The organism is Acinetobacter sp. KB005 (genome assembly GCF_049949095.1).
Lineage (GTDB): Bacteria > Pseudomonadota > Gammaproteobacteria > Pseudomonadales > Moraxellaceae > Acinetobacter > Acinetobacter calcoaceticus.
The window spans coordinates 1,381,262-1,402,971 of sequence record NZ_CP188191.1 but is presented as its reverse complement, the minus strand read 5'-3'; the positions used below and the strand labels follow the sequence as shown (position 1 = coordinate 1,402,971).

The 21,710-nt window shown below is 41.9% G+C and carries 16 protein-coding genes; 7 read left to right on the top strand and 9 right to left on the bottom strand.

The features are described 5' to 3' along the window. Positions 1-27: 27 nt before the first annotated feature. From ACPF64_RS06840 to ACPF64_RS06830, 3 genes are all read right to left on the bottom strand, one after another. On the bottom strand, positions 28-579 hold the full coding sequence (locus tag ACPF64_RS06840) for a phosphatase PAP2 family protein (protein ID WP_042894811.1): 552 nt from the start codon (positions 577-579) through the stop codon (positions 28-30). 24 nt (positions 580-603) lie between these two features. After that, a complete protein-coding gene (locus ACPF64_RS06835; protein WP_426456112.1) occupies positions 604-1,893 on the bottom strand; it encodes a glycosyltransferase family 4 protein in 1,290 nt (429 codons plus the stop codon). A 138-nt stretch (positions 1,894-2,031) separates the two neighbouring features. Continuing rightward, the gene (locus tag ACPF64_RS06830; RefSeq protein WP_056482901.1) at positions 2,032-4,215 is read right to left on the bottom strand and encodes a carboxy terminal-processing peptidase; all 2,184 of its coding nucleotides are present in this window, start codon (positions 4,213-4,215) and stop codon (positions 2,032-2,034) included. 192 nt (positions 4,216-4,407) lie between these two features. Between ACPF64_RS06830 and nagZ the strand changes: the two genes are divergently transcribed. Further along, a complete protein-coding gene (nagZ, locus tag ACPF64_RS06825) occupies positions 4,408-5,427 on the top strand; it encodes a beta-N-acetylhexosaminidase (protein ID WP_426455872.1) in 1,020 nt (339 codons plus the stop codon). A gap of 80 nt (positions 5,428-5,507) precedes the next feature. Beyond that, positions 5,508-6,350, top strand: a complete 843-nt coding sequence (locus ACPF64_RS06820) for a class I SAM-dependent methyltransferase (protein WP_426455871.1) — start codon at positions 5,508-5,510, stop codon at positions 6,348-6,350. 55 nt (positions 6,351-6,405) lie between these two features. On the opposite strand, the gene ACPF64_RS06815 is transcribed toward ACPF64_RS06820, so the two are convergent. Further along, positions 6,406-7,719 carry an alpha/beta fold hydrolase gene (locus ACPF64_RS06815; protein WP_416659241.1) on the bottom strand — a complete coding sequence of 438 codons (1,314 nt, stop codon included), beginning with the start codon at positions 7,717-7,719 and terminating at the stop codon, positions 6,406-6,408. 299 nt (positions 7,720-8,018) lie between these two features. On the opposite strand from ACPF64_RS06815, the gene ACPF64_RS06810 reads away from it, so the two are divergent. Continuing rightward, positions 8,019-9,284 carry a glutamate-5-semialdehyde dehydrogenase gene (locus tag ACPF64_RS06810; protein WP_426456111.1) on the top strand — a complete coding sequence of 422 codons (1,266 nt, stop codon included), beginning with the start codon at positions 8,019-8,021 and terminating at the stop codon, positions 9,282-9,284. 121 nt (positions 9,285-9,405) lie between these two features. Here ACPF64_RS06810 and ACPF64_RS06805 read toward each other — a convergent pair whose 3' ends face one another. The 5 genes from ACPF64_RS06805 to edd all read right to left on the bottom strand — a co-directional run bounded on the left by ACPF64_RS06805 (position 9,406) and on the right by edd (position 15,780). After that, positions 9,406-11,034, bottom strand: coding sequence for an NADP-dependent glyceraldehyde-3-phosphate dehydrogenase (locus ACPF64_RS06805; protein WP_426455870.1), 1,629 nt, complete (start codon positions 11,032-11,034; stop codon positions 9,406-9,408). 163 nt (positions 11,035-11,197) lie between these two features. Next, positions 11,198-11,710 carry a gluconokinase gene (locus ACPF64_RS06800; protein ID WP_017391294.1) on the bottom strand — a complete coding sequence of 171 codons (513 nt, stop codon included), beginning with the start codon at positions 11,708-11,710 and terminating at the stop codon, positions 11,198-11,200. A 17-nt stretch (positions 11,711-11,727) separates the two neighbouring features. Beyond that, on the bottom strand, positions 11,728-13,086 hold the full coding sequence (locus ACPF64_RS06795) for a gluconate:H+ symporter (protein ID WP_003654858.1): 1,359 nt from the start codon (positions 13,084-13,086) through the stop codon (positions 11,728-11,730). A 187-nt stretch (positions 13,087-13,273) separates the two neighbouring features. Then, positions 13,274-13,903: a bifunctional 4-hydroxy-2-oxoglutarate aldolase/2-dehydro-3-deoxy-phosphogluconate aldolase gene (gene eda, locus ACPF64_RS06790; protein WP_045434971.1), complete on the bottom strand. Its 630-nt coding sequence runs from the start codon at positions 13,901-13,903 to the stop codon at positions 13,274-13,276. Positions 13,904-13,932: 29 nt separating this feature from the next. Then, positions 13,933-15,780 carry a phosphogluconate dehydratase gene (edd, locus tag ACPF64_RS06785; RefSeq protein ID WP_426455869.1) on the bottom strand — a complete coding sequence of 616 codons (1,848 nt, stop codon included), beginning with the start codon at positions 15,778-15,780 and terminating at the stop codon, positions 13,933-13,935. 650 nt (positions 15,781-16,430) lie between these two features. Between edd and ACPF64_RS06780 the strand changes: the two genes are divergently transcribed. The 4 genes from ACPF64_RS06780 (at position 16,431) to ACPF64_RS06765 (ending at position 21,678) form a co-directional block, all read left to right on the top strand. Then, positions 16,431-16,550: a hypothetical protein gene (locus ACPF64_RS06780; protein ID WP_151743507.1), complete on the top strand. Its 120-nt coding sequence runs from the start codon at positions 16,431-16,433 to the stop codon at positions 16,548-16,550. Continuing rightward, positions 16,532-17,734 (top strand): acetate/propionate family kinase, encoded by a 1,203-nt coding sequence (locus tag ACPF64_RS06775; protein WP_416659247.1) that lies wholly within the window; start codon positions 16,532-16,534, stop codon positions 17,732-17,734. Before ACPF64_RS06780 ends, ACPF64_RS06775 begins: the two co-directional genes overlap by 19 nt. A 45-nt stretch (positions 17,735-17,779) precedes the next feature. After that, complete coding sequence (pta, locus tag ACPF64_RS06770) at positions 17,780-19,924, top strand: phosphate acetyltransferase (RefSeq protein WP_416659248.1); 2,145 nt, start codon at positions 17,780-17,782, stop codon at positions 19,922-19,924. A gap of 227 nt (positions 19,925-20,151) precedes the next feature. Further along, positions 20,152-21,678 (top strand): fumarate hydratase, encoded by a 1,527-nt coding sequence (locus ACPF64_RS06765; protein ID WP_004641080.1) that lies wholly within the window; start codon positions 20,152-20,154, stop codon positions 21,676-21,678. The last annotated feature ends 32 nt before the right edge of the window (positions 21,679-21,710 follow it).

Below are 21,710 nucleotides of genomic sequence, written 5' to 3'. Positions count from 1 at the left end.
GCTTAAGCTGATAAAAATTACCGATGCTTATAAAGCGATGTTCAATAAAGGTGCAGCAAAAATAATTAAACTTGCCACAGCAGCACCAATTAAAGCCCCTACAATCACATCACTTGGGTAGTGAAGACCAAGCACCATACGAGACAATGCCACAAGCACCATGAAAGGAAACATCGCAGCAAGCAAGACTGGCTGGATATAGCCCAAGACAATCGTGACCATCACGGCATGAAGTGTATGGCCAGATGGAAAGCTGAAATGATCGAGTGGTCTCTCACCGAGCACAATCACCTGATGCACCTGATAAGGACGAGGTCGCGTTGTTTTATGTTTTAAGAATTTATAGATTGCAGTCCCAACAGAACCACCCAGTAACAAGTAGATAATTTGCAGGCTATAGGTGATGCCTTGCATCCCCCATACGATTGCCAGCATTAGATACCAAAATGGTCCATCACCCACACGACTGATGATTTTGAAAAAAAGGGCAACACGTTGTGAGTGAGAGAAATTGTTAAGATATAAACAGCCTCTCAAATCTAAATCGAGTATTTTTATTTTTGCATTCTTAAGTTTCATGGTCATTCTCCTATCTTAGGATACTTAGGTGAAGTCCACAGAGGGCTCCTTCACTACCTGATAAAATGCCTGCTCCAATTGCTGAACCGGAAGTTGCCAACCGCTTTGCTGTACTTTATGACAGGCTTGTACGCCCATTTCTCTAAGTTGTTGTACTGAAGGAAGCTGATAAATTTGTTGTATAAAGTGGCTTTTTTGTCCAAGTGGGCTTAACCAGCCATTCACACCATGTGTTAAGTATTGATGTGCACATGCATAATCATACGCGATAACTGGCAAACCGCTTGCCATTGCCTCTAAAACTACGTTACCAAACGTTTCAACTTGACTCGCAAATACGAATACATCTGCACTCGCATAGGCAACTGCCAAATCCTGACCTCTCAGACTTCCGGTAAAGATAACCCCCTTCGCTTCAGGCAATGATTTTAACCGAGCAAAATCCGGGCCATCTCCCACAATAACTAACTTAGTTTTATGTGGCTGAACAGTTTGTAAGTTGGCATAGCTTTCAATCAGCACTTGCACTTCTTTTTCAGGCGACAAACGCCCTACATAAAGCATAACGCGAGTATTCTCATCGGCATCCCATTGCTTTCGCAAACTTTCAGAACGGTGCTTTGGTGAAAACCTTGTCGTATCTACGCCACGCCCAACAACAACCAGTGGACACGTAATACCGAAACCTCGTAATGCTTCTTGTGTATCTTTACTCGGCACACAGGTCACTTGAGTATTGTTGTGAAACCAGCACAGGTATTTTTGAATCGGTTTGACTAAAAAAGCCAAATCAAAGAATCTGCTAAAATCTTGAAAGGGTGAATGAAAGCCGCTAGAAACCGGAATAGCTTTTGCTTTTGCGGCCTGCATGGCAGTTAAACCTAAAGGACCTTCTGTCACAATGTGGACTACATCTGGCACAAACTTTTCAAAAGCTTTCGATACTTTTAAATATTGTGGCCAGCCAAACTGTAAAGTCGGATATTTTGGAATCGCTTGCGACATGACCAGACATTCTTGCTCTGGTGTAAAGTCATGGCATTTTGCTTTTTGTTCTGGGCGAATCAGTAAAATCTTATGCCCCTGCTTTTGTAAGCCTTGGCATAACTGTAATAATGAAAGTGCCACACCATTAATTTCAGGTGGCCATGTTTCTGTAACAATCGCAATTTTTAAACGCGGGCGAACCAACTCATGTAATGAGTGGGTATTAGACAACTGCTGCTTTTGTTTAAAATAGAATTGGAAGCTTTCAGGAAGTTGCTGTTGTTTTAATAGTGCTGTCGCGTATGAGCTTTGCATAGCGCCATCCATCAATGTATTTATTTTCATGCTTAAAGATTAAGCAGTTTTTTTGACACTTTGATGATAAATGCATGACAGTTTACTGACATGAAAAATAAAAAAAGCACACTGATGACAGTATGCTTTTCTCTTAAAACTTAATAACGCTTAGCGATTTTGCAATTTTGCATAATCCATAAGTACATTTGCAGCTTCAGTCACAAAAGTTTCTTCTTCTGGCAATGCAGGACGTTGCGATGCTTTCATTTTAGCGCGAGATTCAGCTAGAGCATCTAATGAAGCTTGATAGCTTTCCCAGTTTGCAAAAGGCTTTTGGCCACTTGCTGCACGGCGTTCATTTTCTGCATCTAGAGTCTGTTTCTCTAAACCAAGCAATTCTGCACGGCGTTTATCAATATCAAGTACCACTTGCTTTTGCTCACTTGTAACCTTAGCAATCGCAGTACGTTTATTTAAATATTTAAACTGAGGATCGACAGCAACACGTTGTTCAGAAGACTGAGACAACTTCGCGACATATGGCTGAACAGAACCTTCACGCTTAAACGGTGCAGTCGGAATCGTATCCCACTTCAACGCATTCTTCGATTTACGTTCACCAAACTCTTCATTATAGATATCGACGAGTTTAATGTCTGGCACTACACCCTTGTTTTGTGTACTACCACCCGTAATACGGTAGAACTTACGCTGAGTTAAAGTCGCTTGACCGTATGCCAGAGTATCAAGTTGTACCTGAGCTGTACCCTTACCAGTTGTTGTACTACCAATAATAATACCGCGCTCATAGTCTTGGATTGCAGCAGAGTAAATCTCACTCGCTGACGCTGACGCTAAGTTCACCATTACAGCAAGAGGGCCAGTGTAAATTTGTTGACCGCCATCATTATCTTCAAAAACACTAACGTTGCCATTACCATCACGAATTTGGACAACTGGACCTGACTTAATCACTTGACCCAGCATACGTGCAACTTCTTCTAATGAACCACCTGGGTCATTACGTAAGTCAATAATAATACCTTCTACTTTCTTCGCTTTTAACGCTTCAAAAGCATTGGCAGTATCTTCCGAAACTGAACGGTACTGTTGACCAGCACGACGTGAACGATAGTCAAAATAGAATGATGGAATTTCAATTACACCCAACAGGTGCTTTTTACCATCACGTGTCACTTCAACTGTACGTGAACGAACACCAGCATCTTCTTCTTGAATGACATCACGCACCAAAGTCACATTACGTGCCTGACTCATTGATGCACCAGCACCAAGAAGTTTTAATGTTACTTTCGTTCCGCGTTTACCACGAATAAGCCCAACAATTTCAGAACTTGACCAGCCAACCACATCAATCATTTTTTCGCCTTCTTGGGCGACACCAACGATTCGATCTCCTGATTTCACTTGACCAGACTTACTAGCAGGACCACCTTCTACAATGGTTTCAATCTTGGTGTAATCTTCATTGCCACGCTCTGGACGAATCGATACCCCAATACCTTCTAGTTGCAAGGTCGTTTGGCGATTAAGTTCTATCGCATCAATTGGCGGGTAATAGTTACTATGTGGATCATAGGTCGCCAACATTGCATTTAATGTTTTGTCCAACACATCATCGCTTTTCACACGACTAATTCTTTCAAGCTGACGTGTATAACGTTTAGTTAAGGTCTGAGCTGGCGTTAAATCTTCTGGGCCTGTTAAGTCTTGACCATCAGCAAGTGAAGGGTTTTCTTTAAGCGCTTTTTGTTTAGCCTGCTCTTCTTCACGACTAATGGTTAAGTTGATTAACTGCGAAACCAACATTTTACGCCAGTGATTTTGTTGCTCAGCCGTCGTTTTAAAATACGGTGCTTTTTCACGATCAACTTCAATATAGCTATTTGGCTGTTTTAAATTTTGCTGTTGTTTCAACTCAGCCAACATGAACTCATAAAATTGTTTTAAGCGTTCACGATATTGCTGATGAATTGCAAATGGCCCTGTTAAGTTCCCCGCTTTTAATGAAGCGCCAAAATTTGAACCATATAGTTTTTTATAATTTTGAACTTCAGCGTCTAAAAATAGTGAGTGATCTGGGTCAAGATTATCTAAATACATATCGAGAATACGATTTGATGTTGTCGCATCCAGACGCATATTCAAATAATGTTGGCGATCAACTAAAGTTGCCAGTTGGCGGGCTACCAAAGCCTGCTCTTGCGTTGGCTGGATCGATTGAGAAACCACAGCAGTATTCGTTGCTGCTCTCGCTTCATTCATCGTATGAGAGAAGAATAAACCGCCAGTCGCGATCGCTACTGCACAAGCTATAGTTTGAAGTTTCATAAATTTTTAATACTTCCTTGGGTGTTCCTATCTTACATGCTCTGTTTTCGATATGAACTAAGCAGATTCAAAATCTTAACCAACTAAATTGTTTATACCGTGTAGTTTTATCATATTCTGTACTGACAAAATGTAGCAAAACATTGCAAAATTCGCTTATTGTTTTTCAATCAAAATTCAAATGGAACCAATATGATTGGCGCATTGATGCTGGATATCGCCGGCACAGAACTTACTCAAGAAGATATTGAACTATTACGCGCTCCGCAAGTCGGTGGCATGATTTTATTTGCACGAAATATTGAATCTCCGCAACAAGTGCGTGCTTTAACAGACCACATGCGTCAAATTCGTCCAGATATTTTAATTGCTGTCGACCAAGAAGGTGGTCGAGTTCAGCGCCTAAGATCTGGTTTCACCTTATTACCGGCCATGGGCCGTTTTGGTGAACTTTATATTACCCAACCTCAAAAAGCACTTGAGCTAGCTGAACAGTGTGGTTGGCTCATGGCAACCGAAGTCCTTGCAGTCGGCATCGATTTTAGTTTTGCACCAGTTTTAGACCTTAATGCAATTAGTGATGTCATTGGTGACCGAGGTTTCTCTAAAAATATTGAGGATATCGCACCTCTTGCTAGCGCATTTATGCAAGGCATGAAAAAAGCAGGCATGGCAAATACGGGCAAGCACTTCCCTGGCCATGGTTCAGTGAAAGCAGATTCTCATGTCGCAGCTGCAATTGACAGCCGTAGCTATGACGAAATCTATAATCATGACATGCAAAGCTTTATCAAGTTAATGCCTCAGCTTGATGCACTCATGCCAGCACATGTTATTTATGATCAGATTGACCCAAATCCAGCTGGTTTTTCACCTTTTTGGATTCAAGAAGTTCTACGCAACCGTTTGAAGTTTGATGGTGTACTTTTCTCTGACGACTTAACTATGCAAGCCGCGTGTGTAGCAGGCGGTGCAGATGCACGTATTCAAGCCGCGCTTTCTGCGGGTTGTGATATGGGGCTTGTGTGTAATGACCGTAATGCAGCATGCACAGCACTAGAAGGTATCGAAAAACTTGCTCTACCAAACCAAGAGCGTTTAGAACGTATGCGCGGTCAAATTCCACAAATTCAGATTGGTGAAACCTTATCGCTAGGAATGGAGTGGCAAGCTGTCAAAACAGCCATTGAAGAGTTTAAAAATTCGTTTTAAATTGACTTAAGCACATATTTGACTGATGGTTCAAATCATCAGTCAAATCACACAAAAACAATAAACCGAGTTCAGGACGAATGACACAACAACTTTCTAAACACCGCCATATTTCTTTTACTGCACACTATACCGGCTATATCTGGTACCAAATGGGGATCTCTCACGAAGCACTTGCTACAGCTAAAGGAAAATCACTGGCCTATTTGGTTCACCCGATAGAATCTTGGGCCGAGAAATATGTGGGTGGCAGCATGCGCACCACACTCAAACAACGCCATACCATGCTTGACCATCATTTAGAGAAGTTAATTCAAGAAAATCCTGATCTACAAGTCCTTGAAATAGCATGTGGCCTGTCCCCTCGCGGATGGTGGTTTAGGCAGCATTACCCTTCAATTACCTATCGGGAGCTTGATTTACCCGATATGGCACAAACCAAACAAAATGCACTTCAGCAAATTGAAAAAAATCCGCCTGAAATTTTATCGGTTGATTTATTTACAGAAGCTTTTGCACAAGCATTTGAAGTGTTTGACCCGAACCGCCCATTGGTTGTAATTAGTGAAGGTTTAATTAACTATTTTGATAAAGATTTATTAAAACAACTCATTCAATCGATCGCGCACTACGGTACTGCTTTTAAAACTTTCCACTATTTAACGGATCTGTACCCTGAACCAATTAAAAACAAACTGGCGACCCTGATCTGGAACAGTAGTAAGCTACTTAAATTAATGTCCCGCAGCTCTTTTAGTTTTCATTTTAAAAGTCCTCAAGAAGTACAGGATTTTTTTAAAGATGCGGGGTTCCAACACGCCACAGTTGAACAGCCACAAATATTTTTTGGGCAAGTTCATTCCGATGATCATGAGCAACATTTAGGTGATCTTGTCTGGATAATCCATAGCCAAACAAAATAATAAGCATAAAAATTGGAAGCTCGAAAATTACGAGCTTCCAACTATAAGGAATAGATTAAACAGTTTGTTTTTGACGAGCAATAAAACGACTTAAACGATCAGCAAGTTCAAAACTCCCATGTTTAAATAAAGCTCGAATCCCCTGCTCTGTACTTTCAAAAATTAAACATTCAATTGAAAAAGTACCTTCTTCATCTTCTAAATGCAGTGCTAAATCACGTGGATGTTCATTTACAAAATCCAGCTTCGAAACATCATCCATTTTTAAATACATACCAAAGAATGTGACATCAACGATCGTCACTGGCACCTGTACATCAAACTCTCGGTGAGTAAGTTGAGTTTTTGGCTGTAAAACCCGAACCCGCTCTTCACCACGGCGTTCCATCTTTTGCATTTGTTCACGTGTCATGGGAATAATGCCATCCAGATTTTGGATAGATTCCCCTTTCAAGAAAGTGGTGAACAAACTCATGGTTTCTTTACGGCGTTGCAACTGAGGTACATGGTCAGCATTCGCGATCAGTGCAAATTCCATATCCGGACATTGCAAAGCAAAATTTGCATTTTCATGTGGCAGAGTAAAGCTATCGTATTGCCCTGCAGCAACCAGAGTTTTACACGCTGGAATTGGCACGTCAGTTAAACGCAAAAGACGATTACAGTTAATTTCATAACGCTCTCGTTCAGTGCCCGTAAACTCAGCCATTTGCCTAAAAAATAATTTTTTGGCTGTAGGCGACATGCGGGTTTTATCTAATTTTGCATGATTCACCAAATACAAAATCACAGCTTGCCCAAACTCTTCCATGCGGTTTTCTTGCATGAGTTTGAGGGACTCTTCCAAAATCATTCGCCAACTTTTTCGGGTCTTTTGCATGACACCCATCAAAATCATGCGATCCATTAATTCTGGACGATGGTAAGCAAAGCAAGAGGCTATCACCGACCCCAAAGACATTCCCATCACGGAAACTTTCTGTAGTCCAACAATATCCAGCCAGCGTCCCAACATTTTAGATAAATCAGGTAATTCTAAAGTACCCGCAGATACTCCTGTATCCCGATTGGTAATTTGCTGATTTGCGCCCATAGAAGGTAAATCAATTAAAATGACTGGACCGCTTTCAAACAATTGTTCAACACAATATTTATAAGAATTAAAATTCTGGAAAGCACCACCCACAATCACAATTGGCGTATTGTGAATCGTTTTTGGATCGGCAATTGCCATATATTCAATCTTCCAGCCGTCAATCCATGTTGTACGAGCAGGTTGTTTAAAACTATCTCTATGGTAGATATCGAAAAAGCCAAAACCGGCATAAGCTTGGTTTATCTCCGAATCCATTTGAATAATGGAATTCATATCCTTGCTTCCTCCTTGCTGTAATTTTTTTATGCTGCAAGAGTTCCTTCTTGAACACGTAACCTTTTATGCACAAAACTTTAAAATTTGTATTAGTTTGTATTGCACAATAACATTCTAAACAATTGTGTGAAATATACGCAATCGCTCAAATGACCGCTCATCTTGTTTAAGTCGCTAATAGTTTGCAAAATATTTAAATGTTTTTTTATAGCGGTCACATTTTTCAAAAAAAGCCATTCATTGTTCCGCATTTGACTGCTACTATCGTAGTCATTGGTAAACGATTAAAAACGGCTATGCAAGATTCAATTGAACAATATATGCAAAAAGTCGGGCAACAAGCACGTGACGCCTCACGCGTCTTAACCAGTGCTTCTACCTCGCTTAAAAATCATGCACTCTCTGCTATTTATACTGCTTTGGAAAATAATCAGGCAGCAATCTTGGCAGCGAATCAAGTGGACATGGATAAAGGTCGTAGCAATCAGCTCGATAGCGCATTGCTTGATCGTCTTGAACTTACGCCCGCACGTTTTAAAGGAATGTTGCAAGGTTTAAAAGATGTGATCGCGCTTGTCGATCCTATTGGGGAAATTACCGATCTTGCATACCGCCCAACAGGTATTCAAATTGGCAAAATGCGTGTACCTCTAGGTGTCGTTGGGATGATTTACGAATCACGCCCAAATGTCACGCTAGAAGCAGCATCTTTAGCCATCAAATCGGGCAATGCCATTATTTTGCGTGGTGGTTCAGAGGCGCTTGAGTCAAATAAAGCAATTGCAGAAGCAATTAAGCATGGCTTAAAAGTAGCTGGTTTACCTGAACATTCAGTGCAAGTTATTGATACGCCTGATCGTGCGGCAGTCGGCCATCTTATTACTATGGCTGAATATGTAGATGTCATTGTTCCACGTGGTGGTAAAAGCTTAATTGAGCGTGTGACGAATGAAGCACGTATTCCTGTTATTAAGCATCTTGATGGTAACTGTCATGTATTTGTCGAAGCGCAAGCAGACCTCCACAAAGCCTTACCTATTACATTGAATGCAAAAACTCATCGCTATGGTGTTTGTAATGCGATGGAAACTCTGCTTGTTGATGAAAAAATTGCAGACGTTTTCTTACCACGCATTGCCGAACTTTATGCAGAAAAGCAAGTTGAACTACGTGGCTGCCCAGAAACACGCCGAATTTTAGGCCCATCTGTTAAAGCTGCAACGGAAGAAGATTGGTATACCGAATATTTAGGGCCAATTCTTGCAATTAAAGTTATTAGTGGTTTAGACGAAGCAATTGACCATATCAACAAATATGGTTCACATCACACCGATGCGATTGTGACCGAAAATTATAGTTTAGCGCGTCAATTCTTGGCTCGTGTAGATTCGAGTTCAGTGGTTGTCAACGCTTCGACTCGTTTTGCTGATGGTTTTGAATATGGCTTAGGTGCAGAAATTGGTATCTCTACAGACAAAATCCATGCACGTGGTCCAGTTGGTTTAGAAGGTTTAACTTCTCAAAAATGGATTGTGTTAGGTGACGGTCAGATTCGTCAATAATCGATCTATTATTTCAAACAAAAACGCCTGATATTAATCAGGCGTTTTTGTTTATTTTATTATTCAAATTTTACAATCAAAAAAACCAGCCATCGGGCTGGTTTTTTTAACTACATACCACTTAGAAAATAAAGTCGGTATTCACAAATTTAGAATAGTGCTCAGACACCATAGAGGCCAGCATGCCTTTACTGTCATCAGTCTGTTTAGCAGCAATCATAGAACGGATAGAGAATGCTCGCAGCGCATCATGCACAGACAGTGTACCTTCCGCAGAATCTTTACGACCACCGAATGGAAACACATCTGGACCACGTTGGCACTGACAATTAATGTTCACACGACAAACCTGATTGACCAGCGGATCAACCAAATGACCAATTTGCTCAGGGTCGCTACCAAAAATACTCACCTGCTGACCATGATCAGAAGTAGTGACATATTCCAGTACAGTTTCAATGTCATCATAAACAGAGACTGGTACCACTGGACCAAACTGTTCTTCACGATACAGTCTCATCCCCTCAGTCACTGGATAAACTACGGCTGGATAAAACATAGTTTTGCAGAATTCACCACCTTCTACATTAACCACTTTCGCCCCTTTAGCCACGGCATCTTCAATAACTTCAGTCATATAGGCCGTACGGTGCATACCTGGCAGCGGAGTAATAAACACACCTTTTTCCCACGGCATACCCACTTTCAGCTTGGCCAGTTCAGCCGTTAAGCGGTTAACAAATTCATCGGCTATCGAGCGATGTACCATCAGCATTTTGAGTGCAGTACAACGCTGACCATTGAATGACAATGCACCCAGCAGACACTCTTTCACTGTCAGATCCAAGTCGGCATCCGGCAGAATAATGGCTGCATTTTTCGCATCTAGCCCCAAAATCGCACGCAGACGGTGAGATTTAGGATGTTGCTTTTTCAAGTAATCGGCCACTTTGCTAGAACCAATCAGCGCCAATACGTTGATTTTTCCAGATGCCAACAGATGCGGCACCACCAGTGAGCCTGGCGCATAGATGGTATTGATCACACCTTTCGGGAATGATTCACGGAATGCTTCCAGCAATGGTTCAAACAACAAGGTACCAAATTGAGGTGGTTTGAAGACGATGGTATTGCCCATTAGCATAGCCGGAATCAGGGTAGCAAAGGTTTCATTCAGCGGGTAGTTATATGGCCCCATACACAACACTACGCCCAACGGGGTACGACGGATTTGACCAATGGTACCTTCAGCAATCACAAAGCGGGAGTTAGCATTGTCTAAGTCTTTCAGGGCATCAATGGTTTGACGCATATAGGTGACAGTACGGTCAAACTCTTTCTCAGAGTCAGCCAAGCTCTTGCCAATTTCCCACATAATCAGTTTAACAATCAGGTCTCGTCGCTCCACCATACGCTGAATGAAATTCTGCATACAGGCGATGCGCTCACCAACTTTCATCATTGGCCATTCACCACGACCATTGTTGTAGGCCAATACTGCTGCTTCTAGTGCTTCGTCGCTTTCTTTCTCACCCATGATCGGATAACTGCCAAGCTCAACTTGCTGCAAACTACCATCAGACTGCTGAGTCCAGATTGGGGACAATGTTTTCTTGGTTGCACCAGCCCACAACTTCAGCTCACCATCTACTAATGAGACACGCTGATGAATCTGGGATGGCAGACGCACGTTCTCAGGAATACTATCTACTACGGGAAATTTCTGCTGCAAATTATTTGAATGACTCATTCTTCTTATCTCCAAGTATTTATATATTTATGTATTTATATATTCGAAACTAGCCCGCTATGATCAGGCGTTGTTCCTGTGAATACCAGTACCATTACTGGTATTCACTTTGCTTGAGCCGCACCACAAATCAATCAAGACTTTGCAATGTTTCTAAATGAGGTTACCCCCTACACACGCTGTCAGTTACCCCTAGTTTTTGCATGACCTGCACAACTATTTGTTCAGGTGTCAATGCGATATCAATCGTAATTGCCTCATGAACATCAGGCTCTTCTAAAGTATCAAGCTGAGTCTGCAATAAAGAAGGGTCGAAAAAATGGCCCGCTCGCTCAGCAAGACGCTGTTTTAACAACTCATATGACCCTTTTAAATATACAAACTGCACATTTTGGTCATGGCCACGTAAAATATCTCGGTAGACCCGCTTTAGTGAAGAACAAGTAAACACTGCGGTCTCGCCCGCCAGCTGTTTCTCTTCAATAGCTTTACGAATCGCGTGTAACCAAGGCATGCGATCTTCATCAGTTAGAGGAATACCCTGACTCATCTTGCTTTTATTTGCAGTCGAATGCAGTGTATCTCCATCGAGAAACTCACAAGCCAAATGCTCCGACAGTAACTCACCAATCAGTGTTTTGCCTGTTCCACAGACACCCATTGCAATCACAATCATGGATTACTTACCTCTAATTATAAAATAGTGCTAAGAAGTAGCGTGAAAGACAAACCCAACACCGAAATAATGGTTTCTAATACTGACCAAGTTTTGAGTGTCTGCCCTACTGTCATACCAAAATATTCTTTGATTAACCAAAATCCTGCATCATTTACATGAGAGAAAACTAATGAACCTGAACCTGTGGCAAGTACTAAAAGTTCGGGTCTAACGGCGACACCAGCTGTAGCAGCAATCGGAGCGACAATACTACAAGCAGTAGCCATAGCGACTGTTGCCGATCCTGTTGCCAAACGAATCAATGCTGCAACTAACCAGCCCAACAATAACGGTGACAAATTTGCCTTCAAGGCTGTAGAAACGATCTCATTAGAAATACCACTGTCACGCAAAATACCGCCAAAACCGCCACCAGCACCGACAATCAACATGATTCCGGCAATAGAAGCCAAACAACCGCCACAGAATTTTTCGATCTGTTCACGGTTAAAGCCCTGCATCGTACCAAAGGTAATAAAGCTGACCAGTACGGCAATAAGCAATGCGATATCAGAAGTACCAATGAAACGTAGTAAGTCGTTTGCGAAAGTTTGTGGTGCAAAGAAAAGATCAGCCCAACTTCCGATTAACATTAATACGACAGGCAACATAATCGTAAATAAGGTAATTCCAAAGCTTGGTAGCTCACGAGTTTCTTTCTTATCTACCTCAACAAATTGCTTAAACAATGGATTGTTCTCAGGCAATTTGACATATTTATTGATCCATAATGCATACAACGGCCCTGCAACAATCGCCGTTGGTACGCCCACTAACAAACTGTAGGCAATTGTTTTACCAATATCAGCGTGATATGCCTGTACTGCCAACAATGCTGCCGGATGTGGCGGAATCAAACCATGCACAACGGACAACCCTGCAACCATAGGCAAACCTACGACCAATAACGACTTGCCTGTTCTTTTGGCAATGTTAAAAGCAATTGGAATAAGGAGTACGAAGCCCACTTCGAAAAATACGGGCAGCCCCACAATAAGGGCAATAAACATCATGGCCCAGTGAATATTTTTCTCACCGAACCATTTAATTAAAGTAATTGCTATTCGCTCTGCACCACCCGACTCGGCCATCATTTTACCGAGCATTGTTCCGAGTGCGATTACAATCGCAAGGTGACCCAAGGTTTTACCGGTACCAGCTTCGTAAGATTTAACAATGTCGCCCATTGGCATGCCAACAGCTAAAGCTAAACCGAGTGAAACAATAATAAGAACTAGAAATGGATAAATTCTGAACTTCGCGATCATGACAACTAAAGCAATAATCGCGATTACAGTATAGATAAGCAACATGCCACCCTGAACCGTCTCCATGTGACATTTCTCCTTGGAGTAACTATCTAGGCAACTAAGCCCAAATAAAGGTCTTCAACCAGGATAATTCCTACTGTTGAGACACTAATTTTTTATATTTAGGTATGACCAGCATCACTACTGGTCATATCGACATAAGCTCTAAAGCACATCAAACGCACTTCATTTTTATAAATATTTACTACACTTAATCAGCTCTCAACTGACTAGCCAATTGTGCCAAGCGAGTAATTTCCGCCCAATCTTGTGAAGCAACTGCCGCTTTCGGTGTTAACCACGAACCACCAACACACACCACATTTGGTTGCTTTAAAAATTCCGGCGCTGTCTCTACAGTAATGCCACCTGTAGGGCAAAAACGTAGGTTTGGAAATGGACCATAAAATGCTTTTAGCATCTCGACTCCACCCGCTTGCTGAGCTGGAAAGAACTTCACAATCTCATAACCTAATTCAATTGCCTGAATCAGGTCACTTGGCGTCATCACACCCGGCAACAAAGGCAAACCGGCATCTTGTGCAGCCAAATGTAAATCTTTAGTCAAACCTGGTGACACACCAAATTGAGCCCCAGCTTTTTTTGCTTGAGCACAATGTTCTGGCTTGGTAATCGTACCTACACCGACCACAATGTCATCTGCCAACTGGCTCGCACGCTCAATAGCGGCCAGTCCTGCCGCAGTACGTAATGTAATTTCTAATACTTTCACGCCACCAGTGTGCAGCGCGCGTGATACATGTTCACCTTGCTCGGCAGACTCAAATGCCAGTACAGGAATCACTGGTCCTAATTGAACAACATCTTCAATCTTAATCATTACTTTTCTATTCCTATTATTATTAAAGTCTAAGGTTGAACGATTTCACCAACCAAAGCACCAAACACAGAAGCACCATGCTCAGCTGGGGCAGCAGCTGCACGGAATACACCAAATAATTCACGGCCAAAGCCGACTTCGTTTTCTGCCTGATGTTCTGGCTGCGCAACAGGGCGTGACTGCCAAACAGCTTCATCTAACTCAATATCGAGTACACCAGCTTCAGCATCAATCACCAACATATCGCCTGTTTGCACTTTAGCAATCGGACCGTTCAGCAAAGCCTCTGGAGATAAATGAATCACCGCGGGAACTTTGCCTGAAGCACCTGACATACGACCATCGGTTACTAATGCCACATGGAAACCTTGATCTTGTAAAACACCCAACACAGGCGTTAAGCGATGCAATTCAGGCATACCATTCGCACGTGCGCCTTGGAAGCGAACAACAGCAATGAAATCACGATGTAACTCACCACGATCAAATGCAGCCTGCACTGCTTCTTGAGAATCAAACACGATTGCAGGTGCTTTAACTTTACGATGTTCTGGTGCAACAGCAGAAATCTTGATGACGCCACGGCCAAGACGACCTTGCATTAAACGCAAACCACCATCTGGTTGAAACGGCGCGTCAATACTACGTAGAACCTTGTCATCAAGGCTTTGAACCACGCCATCGACCCAAGTGAGCTTACCGTCGATCAGTTTTGGTTCTTTGGTGTAATGGTATAAACCTTTACCTGCAACGGTAGTCACATCGTTATGCAACAAACCAGCTTCAAGCAAATTACGAATGAGGAAAGCAACCCCGCCCGCAGCCTGAAAATGGTTCACATCGGCCTTACCATTTGGATAAATTTTGGCTAACAATGGAACAACGGCAGACAATTCATCAAAGTCGTCCCAGTCAATCAAGATGCCAGCAGCACGGGCAATCGCAATCAAATGCAAAGTATGGTTAGTCGATCCACCTGTAGCTAATAACGCCACAATGCCGTTTATAATTGCTTTTTCATCAACGACATGACCAATTGGCGTGTAGTTTCCGCGCTCAACAGTTAAGTCAAGTACACGAATCGCAGCTTCTGCGGTGAGGGCATCACGTAACGGCGTATGAGGGTGAACAAATGCGGCACTTGGAAGGTGTAAACCCATCACTTCCATCAGCATTTGATTACTGTTAGCAGTACCGTAAAACGTACAGGTACCTTGTCCGTGATAGGCTGCTGATTCAGCTTCAAGCAAGGCATCACGCCCAACTTCACCTGTTGCGAACTGCTGACGGATTTTGGCTTTATCGTCATTAGATAACCCACTTGTCATTGGGCCCGCAGGTACAAAAATGGTAGGTAAATAACCAAACTGCAAAGCACCAATTAACAACCCTGGCACAATCTTGTCGCAGACACCTAAACATAACGCTGCATCAAACATGTTATGAGACAGTGCAATCGCAGTGCTCATTGCAATCGTTTCACGAGAGAACAATGATAGTTCCATGCCAGCATTACCTTGAGTAATACCGTCACACATCGCTGGCACACCGCCAGCAAATTGCGCTACACCACCATTTTCACGAGCGGCTGTTTTAATTAGATCTGGAAATGTTTTATAGGGTGCATGTGCCGAGAGCATTTCGTTATATGAAGATACAATGCCAATATTTGGCTCACGGCCTACTTTAATAATTAATTTTTCATTATCTTCCATGCTGGCAAAACCATGAGCCAGATTGGCACATGAGAGTGCACCTCGAGCTGGAAATTTGCCTTGTGCATGTTCAATACGTTGTAAATATGCAGAACGAGTTTTTTGACTACGCGCAATTACGCGCTCGGTAACTTTTGCCAGTATGGGATTCGGCAAGTCCATGCAGGACGCTCCTGTACAACCGGATAAGCCGGAAAAAAATAAACCAAATGATATATTTTCTGATCATTTGAAAAAGAATGAATAATATTATTCAGGCGAAAAGCGACATGCAACCCCAGTCAATGCTGCTGTAATGGCCTCAGCACAAGCCTTAGAGGCGTAGTAAGCTTAGGTGTTAGACCAAAAACCTATTTAAAATCTCGATTATTTATGCTTAAACTGAACTTCAGAATTATGGTAAAATTATCGTAATATCAATATTATGAAACACATTGAACAATATCTAGATAATAAGCTTTTCATACTATTTTTTAGTTCTAATAAGCCTATGTTTTATTCTTTATAATTCTCATTCCTACTATTAATTCTTAATTTCAATTACGTATATTATTTGTAATATATTTTTCAAATTTAATTAAAGAGACTTCTGCCCTCTTAATAAAGAATCAATATCCAACATTTTAAAATGAAATTTGATTCAAGCTTACTTTTCATAAATGTATACAAAAAACTCGTTTGCATCCTTATAAAAAAACAAGGAATACAGTGATTAAGCTTTATACTGAACAAATATTAGTTACAAATAATTTGATGGTCGATAGTGCTTAAGTCTAATGGGCTAAAGTCTATCTTGGACAGAAAAACAACACATGTTAAAACATGACAACCCGTTCAATCTGTATCAAAAAATAATACATTTTGAACAGGAAGTTAGGAAAACTATTTTAAATCAGGACGTGGGTATTTCAACGTGGCTACATCAGTATTAGTTATCAATTGCGGCTCTTCATCTATTAAATACGCGCTAGTTTCAGAACGTCGTGAAGATCGTATTTACGGTTTAGCAGAAAACTTGGGGGCAGCCGATGCTCGTATTAAGGGAGTGACAGTTGGTGGCGAACCACTTGAACTTTCAATTCCCTATGCTGACCATGCCAAAGCTTTAGAAACTCTACTTGCGCGTCTTGCCAACTACAAACCACAGGCAATCGGCCATCGTGTTGTACACGGCGGTAGTTTAACTAAAGCCGAATTACTCACTCCTGAAATTATTGAACGTATTCGCGCTGCGACCCCTTTAGCTCCGCTTCATAACCCAGCACATTTAATTGGTATTGATGCAACCGTACGCCTATTTCCTGAACTGCCTCAAGTTGCAGTCTTTGACACAGCATTCCATCAAACCATGCCACCGCATGCCTACCGTTATGCAATTCCTAAGTTCTTATATACCGAACATAACGTCCGTCGTTATGGCTTCCATGGTACAAGCCATGCCTATGTGTCTGACCGAGCAAGTGAACTTGCAGGCAATCTGAAAAAAGGTGGTTGGTTAACAGCGCACCTAGGAAATGGTAGTTCAACTTGTGCAGTCTGGAACGGACAAAGTGTTGATACTTCTATGGGCCTTACTCCACTTGAAGGTGTGGTGATGGGAACTCGTAGTGGTGATGTCGACCCAAGCCTACATAGCTTCCTTGCGAAAAATCTTGGTTGGGATTTGGCTAAAATTGATAAGGTTTTAAACAACGAAAGTGGATTACTTGGCTTATCGCAATTGTCTAATGACATGCGTACAGTTATTGAAGCAGCAGAAATTGGTAATGAAGATGCTTGCCTTGCAATTGAAGTGTTTAGTTATCGCCTTGCAAAATCACTTGCTGCCTTAAGCTGTGGTTTACCAACTTTAGACGGCCTCATTTTCACAGGCGGTATTGGTGAAAACTCGGCATATATTCGTGAAAAAACTTTAGCGTATTTACCTCATTTTGGTTTGCAGCTCGACAAAGATCAAAACAACAACTTAAAACGTGGCACTGAAGGCCGAATTGATAATGGAACAGGTCCGCACATTTGGGTCATTCCAACAGATGAAGAAGGCCGTATTGCCAAAGAAACCCGTCAAGTTGTTGAAGCAGCAGGAACTACAGCATCTGTAGCGAGCCTTGCTTAATCAGATCTTAGCGAAAACTCGATATTCATTTATTTATAGGTTTATATGAATACAATTTTATTGATTCCTACAGGTGAAGGGGTGGGTTTAACCTCTGCCTGCCTAGGCATGATTTACGCGCTTGATTGTAACGGGATTAAAGCAGGCTTTTTAAAACCATTTTCTCAAGAAGACCAAGAGCATCTTGATCGAACAACTTCATTATTCGGTCATTTATTTCAAGGCAAAACTGTTCAATCTATTTCGCATGAAAAATTAACTCAGCTTATTGCCGCTGGGGAAGTGGATGAATTACTTGAAGAAGCTGTGAGTCTACATCGCAGTGTTGCAGCAGACCATGATGTCATTATTGTGGAAGGCTTATTACCAAACGGACAAGACCACTTCGCAAGTGAACTCAACGCAAGTCTTGCACAAGCACTTGATGCAGAAGTCGTATTGGTCAGTACAGCAGATATTCAAAATCCGAAAAAAGCCGCAGAAAAAGTAGATGCTCATTTACGCCAGTTTGGTGGTGCAGCGTCAAATCGTACTGCTGGTGTACTCTTTATGCGTACCCGTGGATTAACCGAAGAAACAGCACAAATTCCTGTCGCGTTTGATCCATCCTTACGTCCGACTGAAGACATCGCAAAATTTACGACAGAATTGCAAAAATATAATCGTTATTTTGGCTCTAGCGATTTACCGATTATTGGTTTAGTTCCATTTAGTAACACCTTAAGCGTACCGAGAACCCTCGATATTGCGAATGTGATTGATGGGCAATGGGTACATCAAGGTGAAGCTAAAACACGCCGTATTTTGCATTCAAGTTTAATTGCGTCAAGCATTGAATATGAACTCAATAAATTTATTGCAGGTGAACTAATTATTAGTGCGTCTGAGCGTACAGACGTATTACTGGCAAGTAGTTTGGCGACCAGTAATGGTATTCCACTCGCTGGCTTGGTTCTTACTGAACGTGAAGCACCAGCTCCTGAGCTTTTAGAGTTTTGTCAAAGTGCGATCAAGCAAGGCTTACCGATTTTACATACACGTCTCAATACATTAGAAACTGCTCAGCGTTTATCTGACTTTGGTAATGAAATTCCCGTCGATGATACTGAACGTGCGGAACAAGTGACTCGTTTTGTTTCAAGTCATATTGATGTCGAATGGCTTAAGCAGCACAGTAACAATGCAGCTACCCCTCGCCTATCTCCATCGGCTTTTCGTCATGAACTGGTGCAAAAATCGATTGCAGCGAAAAAACGAATTGTACTGCCTGAAGGCGATGAGCCACGCACTATTCAAGCCGCGGCAATTTGTCAGGCACGTGGCATTGCTGACTGTATTTTGCTGGCTAAACCAGATGTAGTACAGGATGTTGCAAAAGCCCGTGGTATTGAATTACCAGCCGGATTAGCAATTGTTGATCCAGATAGCATTCGCGACCAATATGTAGCACCAATGGTCGAACTGCGTAAAGGTAAACTCAACGAGCTTCAGGCAAAGGAACAACTTCAAGACACCGTAGTACTCGGTACGATGATGTTAGCTTTAGACGAAGTAGATGGCCTAGTTTCCGGTGCAGTACACACCACAGCAAATACGGTCCGCCCAGCTTTCCAGCTCATCAAAACAGCCCCTGAATATTCACTAGTTTCATCTATCTTCTTTATGCTTTTACCAGATGAAGTTTATGTATATGGTGACTGTGCAATTAACCCAGACCCTACAGCCGAACAACTGGCTGAAATTGCGATTCAGTCTGCTGACTCGGCTAAAGCTTTTGGAATTGACCCTCGTATTGCCATGATCAGTTATTCAACTGGAACATCTGGCACAGGTGCTGATGTTGAGAAGGTACAACAAGCAACTCAAATTGCTCAGCAACGTCGCCCTGATTTACTTATTGATGGTCCACTTCAATACGATGCAGCTTCAGTTGAAAGTGTTGGACGCCAAAAAGCACCAGACTCGCGAGTTGCAGGTCGTGCCAATGTATTTATTTTCCCAGATTTAAATACGGGTAACACCACGTACAAAGCAGTACAACGTGCTGCAAATGTTGTGAGCGTTGGACCAATGTTGCAAGGTCTAAACAAACCTGTAAATGACTTGTCTCGCGGAGCATTGGTAGATGACATCGTGTTTACCATTGCATTAACAGCAATTCAGGCTGAACAGCAAGCTGCTGCTAAATAACTAATAATTTGATCCGCTTCTACCTCTCGCCATTTGATGTCCGCTCAAATGGCTTTTTTTATTTTAATCGTTTCAAAATAAATAATTTCCTATCTCTGACATTTAAATGCCCCCTATATAGTCTTATGCGACTTTCGGTCAAAAGATCAACCAATCTCCCACAAAACTATCTTTTTGTCATATAATTTAGCCCGCTAGCTAACAGCCCGCTCAAGAGATTTTTTGGTATGACAACGATTATCAAACAAGATGACTTGATTACATCAATCAAGGACGCCCTACAGTTTATTTCGTACTATCACCCGCAAGACTTCATCCAAGCGATGAGTCGTGCTTATGATCGCGAAGAAAACCAAGCTGCAAAGGATGCAATTGCACAGATTTTAATTAACTCTCGCATGTGTGCGGAAGGTCATCGTCCAATTTGCCAAGATACTGGTATTGTTAACGTTTTCCTTGAAGTGGGCTTAGATGTTAAATTTGATTTAACAATGAGCTTAGACGATGCAGTAAATGAAGGTGTTCGCCAAGGTTACCTTGAAAATAGCAACGTTCTTCGTGCATCTGTACTTGCAGACCCTGCATTTGGTCGTAAAAATACAAAAGATAATACCCCTGCTGTAATTCACTACAAACTCGTTCCGGGTAACAAAGTAGATATTACTGTTGCTGCTAAAGGTGGCGGTTCAGAAAATAAATCTAAACTTGCGATGCTTAACCCATCTGACTCGATTGTTGATTGGGTACTTAAAACTGTACCAACAATGGGTGCAGGCTGGTGTCCTCCAGGTATGCTCGGTATTGGTATTGGTGGTACTGCTGAAAAAGCCATGATGCTTGCTAAAGAAGCGCTCATGGAAGAAATCAACATGGACGAATTACTTCGTCGTGGACCAGAAAACAAAATCGAAGAACTTCGTATCGAAATCTTTGAAAAAGTAAACGCACTTGGTATTGGTGCTCAAGGTCTTGGCGGTTTAACCACTGTTCTTGATATTAAGATTAAAGATTACCCATGTCACGCTGCTGGCAAACCAGTAGGTATGATTCCTAACTGTGCTGCTACTCGTCATGCTCATTTCCAGCTTGATGGTTCAGGTGTAGCTCATATTCAGGCACCAAAACTTGAAGATTACCCATCTGTAACTTGGGATTCTTCAAAGTCTAAACGTGTAAACCTTGATACCATTACTCAAGCAGAAATGGATTCTTGGAAACCAGGTGACACATTACTCCTTAGCGGAACAATGTACACAGGTCGTGATGCTGCGCACAAACGTATGGTTGAAATGATCGACAACGGTGAAGAATTACCAGTTGATCTTAAAGGTAAGTTTATTTACTACGTTGGTCCAGTTGATCCAGTGGGTGACGAAGTTGTTGGTCCTGCTGGTCCTACAACTGCAACACGTATGGATAAATTCACACGTAAAGTACTTGAGCATACAGGCTTGTTTGGCATGATCGGTAAAGCTGATCGTGGTCCTACAGCGATTGAAGCAATCAAAGACAACAAAGCAACTTACTTAATGGCAGTTGGTGGTGCAGCTTACCTTGTATCTAAAGCTGTTCGCGAAGCTGAAGTTGTTGCGTTTGCAGACTTAGGTATGGAAGCAATCTACAAATTCGTAGTTGAAGATATGCCTGTTTCTGTTGCAGTTGATGTAAACGGTACATCAATTCATGCAATTGCTCCAAAAATCTGGCAAGCGAAAATTGGAAAAATTCCAGTAGTCGACGCTGCGGCAGGCTAATCAAGAAAAGCACCGAATTCGGTGCTTTTTTT

Bases quoted from the DNA above. Each gene is read 5' to 3' on its own strand.
- ACPF64_RS06840 (WP_042894811.1), bottom strand. From the start codon at position 579: ATGAAACTTAAGAATGCAAAAATAAAAATACTCGATTTAGATTTGAGA.
- ACPF64_RS06835 (WP_426456112.1), bottom strand. From the start codon at position 1,893: ATGGATGGCGCTATGCAAAGCTCATACGCGACAGCACTATTAAAACAA.
- ACPF64_RS06830 (WP_056482901.1), bottom strand. From the start codon at position 4,215: ATGAAACTTCAAACTATAGCTTGTGCAGTAGCGATCGCGACTGGCGGT.
- nagZ (WP_426455872.1), top strand. From the start codon at position 4,408: ATGATTGGCGCATTGATGCTGGATATCGCCGGCACAGAACTTACTCAA.
- ACPF64_RS06820 (WP_426455871.1), top strand. From the start codon at position 5,508: ATGACACAACAACTTTCTAAACACCGCCATATTTCTTTTACTGCACAC.
- ACPF64_RS06815 (WP_416659241.1), bottom strand. From the start codon at position 7,719: ATGAATTCCATTATTCAAATGGATTCGGAGATAAACCAAGCTTATGCC.
- ACPF64_RS06810 (WP_426456111.1), top strand. From the start codon at position 8,019: ATGCAAGATTCAATTGAACAATATATGCAAAAAGTCGGGCAACAAGCA.
- ACPF64_RS06805 (WP_426455870.1), bottom strand. From the start codon at position 11,034: ATGAGTCATTCAAATAATTTGCAGCAGAAATTTCCCGTAGTAGATAGT.
- ACPF64_RS06800 (WP_017391294.1), bottom strand. From the start codon at position 11,710: ATGATTGTGATTGCAATGGGTGTCTGTGGAACAGGCAAAACACTGATT.
- ACPF64_RS06795 (WP_003654858.1), bottom strand. From the start codon at position 13,086: ATGGAGACGGTTCAGGGTGGCATGTTGCTTATCTATACTGTAATCGCG.
- eda (WP_045434971.1), bottom strand. From the start codon at position 13,903: ATGATTAAGATTGAAGATGTTGTTCAATTAGGACCAGTGATTCCTGTA.
- edd (WP_426455869.1), bottom strand. From the start codon at position 15,780: ATGGACTTGCCGAATCCCATACTGGCAAAAGTTACCGAGCGCGTAATT.
- ACPF64_RS06780 (WP_151743507.1), top strand. From the start codon at position 16,431: ATGTTAAAACATGACAACCCGTTCAATCTGTATCAAAAAATAATACAT.
- pta (WP_416659248.1), top strand. From the start codon at position 17,780: ATGAATACAATTTTATTGATTCCTACAGGTGAAGGGGTGGGTTTAACC.
- ACPF64_RS06765 (WP_004641080.1), top strand. From the start codon at position 20,152: ATGACAACGATTATCAAACAAGATGACTTGATTACATCAATCAAGGAC.